1 protein-coding gene is annotated in these 1,226 nt (G+C 58.7%); it reads right to left on the reverse strand.

Annotation, left to right across the window (positions count from 1 at the left end; genetic code table 11):
* Positions 1-7: 7 nt before the first annotated feature.
* Positions 8-1,168 carry an IS30 family transposase gene (locus GOX45_RS21905; protein ID WP_171104091.1) on the reverse strand — a complete coding sequence of 387 codons (1,161 nt, stop codon included), beginning with the start codon at positions 1,166-1,168 and terminating at the stop codon, positions 8-10.
* Between the last annotated feature and the right edge of the window lie 58 nt (positions 1,169-1,226).

Here is a 1,226-nt window from a genome sequence, read left to right on the forward strand (position 1 = left end):
TGCCGATTCAACTGATCGCCGCAACACACTCTTGGAACTTCTCTGCGGGTGAGAAGTAATTCAAGGTCTTTCTGGGTCTTTCGTTGAGTTCGCGGGCGACGGTATCGAGATGCTCTTGGGTGTGCACGGAGAGGTCCGTGCCTTTCGGGAAGTACTGGCGTAGGAGACGGTTGGTGTTCTCGTTGGTGCCGCGTTGCCACGGGCTGTGGTGATCGCAGAAGTAGATGTCGAGATCGGTCGCCAAGGTCAGGCTCTTGTGATCGGCCAGTTCCTTGCCTCGGTCCCATGTCAGCGTCTGGCGAAGTTCTCTGGGCAAATGCTGGACCTGTGCGGTAAGTGCAGCCACGACAGTCTGCGTTTCTTTCCCGCCTACCTTGGCAAGCATGACATAGCGGGTGCGCCGTTCCACCAACGTCGCGATGAAGCTGTTCTTTGAACCCGCTATGAGATCGCCTTCCCAGTGGCCAGGGATGGCGCGGTCCTCGACGGCGGCCGGACGTTCCCGGATCGAGATTGCATCCTTGATTTGACCAAGCCCATCGCGCTTCAGGCTCGCATGACGGGATCGACGGATGGCACGTGTTGCGCGCAGATGGGCCAGCAGCTCTTTCTTCAACACACCGCGGGCCTGGATAAACAAGCTTCTATAGATCGTCTCGTGGGACACGCGCGCGCCTTCGTCGTTGGGATGCTCGCGCTTCAACCAACCTGCAATTTGCTGAGGTGACCACTTGCGCACGAGTTTCTCTGCTATTGTCTGACAGAGCTGCGGCTGCCCCGCCAGCTTGCAAGGCTTTGGCCGCTTGGCCCGATCCCAGGCCGCCAGGTCTGCGCTGGCCGCGCGATAGACGCGTCGACCGCCATTGCGACGCACCTCCCGGCTGATTGTTGAAGGCGCTCGACGAAGCTGACGCGCAATGGAACGAAACGACAGCTTGGCTTTCAGGCCCCGAGAGATCTCTTCGCGTTCCGCCAGCGTCATTGCCAATCGCGAGCGCCGCCTCTCAGGTGGGCGGATACCACCTGTCCGTGCCAGTAGCGGATAGATTGACGATGAGTTCCGATCGAACAACCGACCGATCGAGCTCATCGACTCTCCGCGTTGCCAGCGATCCCAGATTTCCGCCTTTTGTTGGTCCGTAAAATAAATCCGACGTCGATAAGCCATTCCAACACTCCATCTTTGCTCTCAAAGTGAAGTGTTGCGGCGATCCATTGAGACCGCC

The sequence above is a fragment of the Ruegeria sp. HKCCD7255 genome, assembly GCF_013031565.1.
Taxonomy (GTDB): domain Bacteria; phylum Pseudomonadota; class Alphaproteobacteria; order Rhodobacterales; family Rhodobacteraceae; genus Ruegeria.

Bases quoted from the DNA above. Each gene is read 5' to 3' on its own strand.
- GOX45_RS21905 (WP_171104091.1), bottom strand. From the start codon at position 1,168: ATGGCTTATCGACGTCGGATTTATTTTACGGACCAACAAAAGGCGGAA.